The organism is Bartonella sp. MR100HLJHH (assembly GCF_042194215.1).
GTDB lineage: Bacteria > Pseudomonadota > Alphaproteobacteria > Rhizobiales > Rhizobiaceae > Bartonella > Bartonella grahamii.
The window spans coordinates 1-2,356 of the sequence record NZ_JBHIMR010000052.1; the positions used below are offsets into that span (position 1 = coordinate 1).

1 protein-coding gene and 1 pseudogene are annotated in these 2,356 nt (G+C 32.3%); both read right to left on the bottom strand.

The genetic code is table 11. The features are described from left to right. Positions 1-1,229 precede the first annotated feature (1,229 nt). Positions 1,230-1,463, bottom strand: a pseudogene (locus ACFIJ7_RS09350) (type II toxin-antitoxin system YafQ family toxin). A gap of 40 nt (positions 1,464-1,503) precedes the next feature. Next, entirely contained in the window at positions 1,504-1,761 is a 258-nt protein-coding gene (locus ACFIJ7_RS09355) for a type II toxin-antitoxin system RelB/DinJ family antitoxin (RefSeq protein WP_375645171.1), read from the bottom strand. Between the last annotated feature and the right edge of the window lie 595 nt (positions 1,762-2,356).

Genomic DNA, 2,356 nt, shown 5'->3' on the forward strand with positions numbered 1-2,356 from the left:
CCCGCCTTAACATCATCAAAATCTCTTAGAGCACGTATACGGTGTAAAGTAAGACCATCAAAAGTGAATTTTTCATTTGTAAATTCGTATTTTTTTGCAGGCTCTTGTTGATTAACAGGGGCGGTTTCATTTGCAATGGAAGAGATAACGGGGGGGATTTTTGAGATAGAATTCATTTTATTAATCCTAGTTATTTAGAGTTTTGAAATTGACACCCTATAAGGGCGCCGGGCGCTCAAAACACGGTAACTAGTCCGTTGCTACACTTTTCCCATAAGGGTATTTTATGGTGTAGCTACACCCGACATAATCATTATATGCTAATCATAACACAAAAGACAGTCAGTATTTAAAGAAATGGGAGAAACCTTATCGTAGTTTACCCGCTAGTTATTGAGTGTTTTGATCACTTGATTATTTATATAACAAAATACGTATTTATTGTCAAATAATATTTTGTCTCTTTTGATATTTTTTCTTATTTTTTAAATACGTTGTGTATTGATAATATCTTATGCTTATTAATTGCTTCTTTTATATTTATGTGCTTTTAAAGATATATTATAGGCTTTATGAAACGATTGCGTTATTTTCTGAATCTATACATTTATAATATTTAGAAACGCTCTCATAATGCGTATTTTTATCTTTATAACCTATCAGTTTTTTTACTAAATGGTTTTTAATTTTTTGTGAATTTTGTTTATAAGGGGCTCTAATGTAAACAACCTATATTGAACGCACTCTATAAACACAACCTGTAATATATATATTTTGTAGGGGTTTTGGGGGTGCTTATACTTTTTTCAAAAATTAGGGAATTAAAAGCGTAAAGTAATATAAGTATTCACAACAAAGCTTTTGAAAACAATAAAGCTATCATTTTAGATTACGGTATAATCTTTTAAAGGCAATGTAAAAGAAGCGTATTCACTTTAAGATGGGATTTCTTAAAAGTCTTAAAGCAATTCAAATAAGAATATTTAAAAGTGCAAGTTTCTTCTTTTTAGAATAACGCATATAAACTATTCTTTTAAAAAGGGATACTCAATAATAATTAAGTCAATAAGTTATATTAATAGTGAGAATTTTATTCTTTATTGATTCTATTAGTTTTTTTCTCTATCGCTCATCTTTTTGGAGCTTTTTTATAGCTTCAAGAGCGAGTTTTTTACGGTCTGCGCTCTTTATGTAGAGAAAAGTTAGAGTATTTTTAACTTTTCATATAATTATTCTTTGAAAAGGTCAGAGTGCGTTCCTGTACGAATAAGATGTAATTTATCTCCTTCTATTCTATAAATAAGCAGCCAATCTGGTTCGATATGAATATCATGATACCCTACCTAATCGCCTTTTAGTGGATGATCACAGTAATGTCTTGGTAATGGCTTTTCTTCAATTAGAAGACTTAATACTGTACGCAGCTTATTCATATTTTTACTGCGTTTTTCCGCCTTGCGCACGTCACGTTTAAATTATCTCGAGCGAACAGGTATCAGCATATTAAATGCCTAAGTCCTTAAAAAGGGCATCAGCGTTTTTAAATGTCTTACCTTTACCTTCATCTAATTCCTTTATAGCTTTACGTGTGACACTATTAGGTACTTTAAGCTCAAAAGGCAAACAACCTTCTTCAGCGACACGCAAAAATGTTATGCGGATAAGATCTGATGCACTTAATCCTATGCGTTCTAAAGTAATCATCGCTTGTTTTTTCATTTCAGCAGGAATGCGAGCGCGAACAACAGAATCGGCTTTCATGATTTGTATCTCCATTATAACCTTTATTATAGTGTAGCTATACTGTGATCTCAAGTCAATTTTTTAGAATTAAAAACCCTTTGGATAGCAGGTATGGCAAAAAAAACTCCACGAAAAGAATCCTTGATTCGCAATAAATAAGAGGAATGTTGCAAAATCCTATTCCCTAACCTTAAAAAAATATAAATAAAATCAATATTTTATTGCAATTAAATTTAGATTCGAATTCAGGTACCCCAGCCAATTCTAGTGAAATTAGTTAATCAAAGTTCAGCGTGAGAGTGGATTACCCCCTTAACCATCTGTTTCTATTCATAGCAAGTCTGGTAAGTTGAGAAACACCTATTTGTAGTGGGTTAGCTTTAGATATGGTGAGGTTCTCTTTTACTATAGCTATCGCTCAAAGAGCTCTTTTAAAAGATTCTTTTTTATAAGAGGGGGGGTAAATGATTTATGCGCACTTGCTTTAGAAAAACTATTTAGCTGGATTTTTTGCTCTATAGCAACACCAGCGGGTAATTTTCCGTATTCCACCATCTTCATTACGCCGAACAGCGTAGCAATAATGCTGATTAGGAAACACATGCCGCTGCAT